Below are 2,500 nucleotides of genomic sequence, written 5' to 3' on the forward strand. Positions count from 1 at the left end.
CTGCACTTCCACACCCGTCCTATCAACGTGGTCGTCTTCCACGGCTCTGATAGGGAACACTCGTTTTCAGGTTGGTTTCCCGCTTAGATGCCTTCAGCGGTTATCCATTCCGTATATAGCTACTCTGCTATGCCCTTGGCAGGACAACAGATCCACCAGAGATACGTCCATCCCGGTCCTCTCGTACTAGGGACAGATCCTGTCAATATTCCTACACCCACGGCAGATAGGGACCGAACTGTCTCACGACGTTCTGAACCCAACTCACGTACCGCTTTAAATGGCGAACAGCCATACCCTTGGGACCTGCTCCAGCCCCAGGATGCGATGAGTCGACATCGAGGTGCCAAACAACCCCGTCGATATGGACTCTTGGGGGTCATCAGCCTGTTATCCCCGGCGTACCTTTTATCCGTTGAGCGATGGCCCTTCCACACGGGACCACCGGATCACTATGACCGACTTTCGTCTCTGCTCGACTTGTCAGTCTCGCAGTCAGGCGGGCTTATGCCATTGCACTCGACGACCGATTTCCGACCGGTCTGAGCCCACCATCGCGCGCCTCCGTTACTCTTTCGGAGGCGACCGCCCCAGTCAAACTACCCACCATACACTGTCCCGGATCCGGATAACGGACCGCGGTTAGACATCCACGAAGATAAGGGTGGTATTTCAAGGATGGCTCCACGGGAACTGGCGTCCCCGCTTCAAAGCCTACCACCTATCCTACACATGCCTTGGCGAATGCCAGTGTAAAGCTATAGTAAAGGTGCACGGGGTCTTTCCGTCTGACCGCAGGAACCCCGCATCTTCACGGGGAATTCAATTTCACTGAGTCTATGTTGGAGACAGCGGGGAAGTCGTTACGCCATTCGTGCAGGTCGGAACTTACCCGACAAGGAATTTCGCTACCTTAGGACCGTTATAGTTACGGCCGCCGTTTACTGGGGCTTCAGTTCAGAGCTTGCACCCCTCCCTTTAACCTTCCAGCACCGGGCAGGCGTCAGGCCCTATACGTCGTATTGCTACTTCGCAGAGCCCTGTGTTTTTGATAAACAGTCGCTACCCCCTGGTCTGTGCCACCCTGACATACTTGCGTACAACAGGGTCACGCTTCTTCCGAAGTTACGCGTGCAATTTGCCGAGTTCCTTCAACATAGTTCTCTCAAGCGCCTTGGTATACTCTACCTGACCACCTGTGTCGGTTTCGGGTACGGTCTATACGGTGGAGCTATTTCCTGGAACCTCTTCGCCGCCCAACCAATCCAATAAGGTTGAACAACACACGAGATCCGTCACTACCACCAGGCCCACGAATATTAACGTGGTTCCCATCGACTACGCATTTCTGCCTCATCTTAGGGGCCGGCTAACCCTGCTCAGATTAACTTTAAGCAGGAACCCTTGGTCTTTCGGCGAGGGAGTCTCTCACTCCCTTTATCGTTACTCATGTCAACATTCGCACTTCCGATATCTCCAGGGGCCCTCACGGGTCCCCCTTCACAGACTTACGGAACGCTCCGCTACCACGCAACAGTCACTATAACTGTCACATCCTCAGCTTCGGTGCATGGCTTTAGCCCCGTTACATTTTCGGCGCAAAGACCCTTATTTAGACCAGTGAGCTGTTACGCTTTCTTTAAATGATGGCTGCTTCTAAGCCAACATCCTGGTTGTTTTGGGATCCTCACATCCTTTCCCACTTAGCCATGACTTGGGGACCTTAGCTGGAGGTCAGGGTTGTTGCCCTCTTCACGACGGACGTTAGCACCCGCCGTGTGTCTGCCGATTAGTACTCCTCGGTATTCGGAGTTTGGTTAGGATCAGTAAGACGGTGAGTCCCCATAGCCCATCCAGTGCTCTACCCCCGAGGGTATTCGATCGACGCACTACCTAAATAGTTTTCGCGGAGAACCAGCTATTTCCGAGTTTGATTGGCCTTTCACCCCTAGCCACAAGTCATCCCAATCTATTGCAACAGATATGGGTTCGGCCCTCCAGTTGGTGTTACCCAACCTTCAGCCTGCTCATGGCTAGATCACTCGGTTTCGGGTCTAATGCAACAAACTAAACGCCCTATTCAGACTCGCTTTCGCTACGCCTACACCTACCGGCTTAAGCTTGCTTGCTACACTAAGTCGTTGACCCATTATACAAAAGGTACGCCGTCACTCTTTCGAGCTCCGACTGCTTGTAGGCATCCGGTTTCAGGTTCTATTTCACTCCCCTCGTCGGGGTGCTTTTCACCTTTCCCTCACGGTACTTGTTCGCTATCGGTCATGCACGAGTACTTAGGCTTGGAGAGTGGTCTCCCCATGTTCAGACAGGATTTCACGTGTCCCGCCCTACTCAAGGACAATAAGTGTTCTACGTGTACGGGGCTATCACCCGCTATGGCCACCTTTTCCAAAGCGTTCCACTTTATTCCTTATTGCCACTGGCCTGGTCCGCGTTCGCTCGCCACTACTTACGGAGTCTCGGTTGATGTCCTTTCCTTCAG

At 53.1% G+C, this 2,500-nt stretch carries 1 rRNA gene (cut by a window edge); it reads right to left on the reverse strand.

The features are described 5' to 3' along the window. Positions 1-2,500 (reverse strand): 23S ribosomal RNA (locus GGQ73_RS22675); its annotated part runs 391 nt beyond the window's last position; the annotation flags it as partial.

Source organism: Rhizobium skierniewicense, assembly GCF_014196515.1.
In the GTDB taxonomy this organism is placed as follows: domain Bacteria; phylum Pseudomonadota; class Alphaproteobacteria; order Rhizobiales; family Rhizobiaceae; genus Agrobacterium; species Agrobacterium skierniewicense.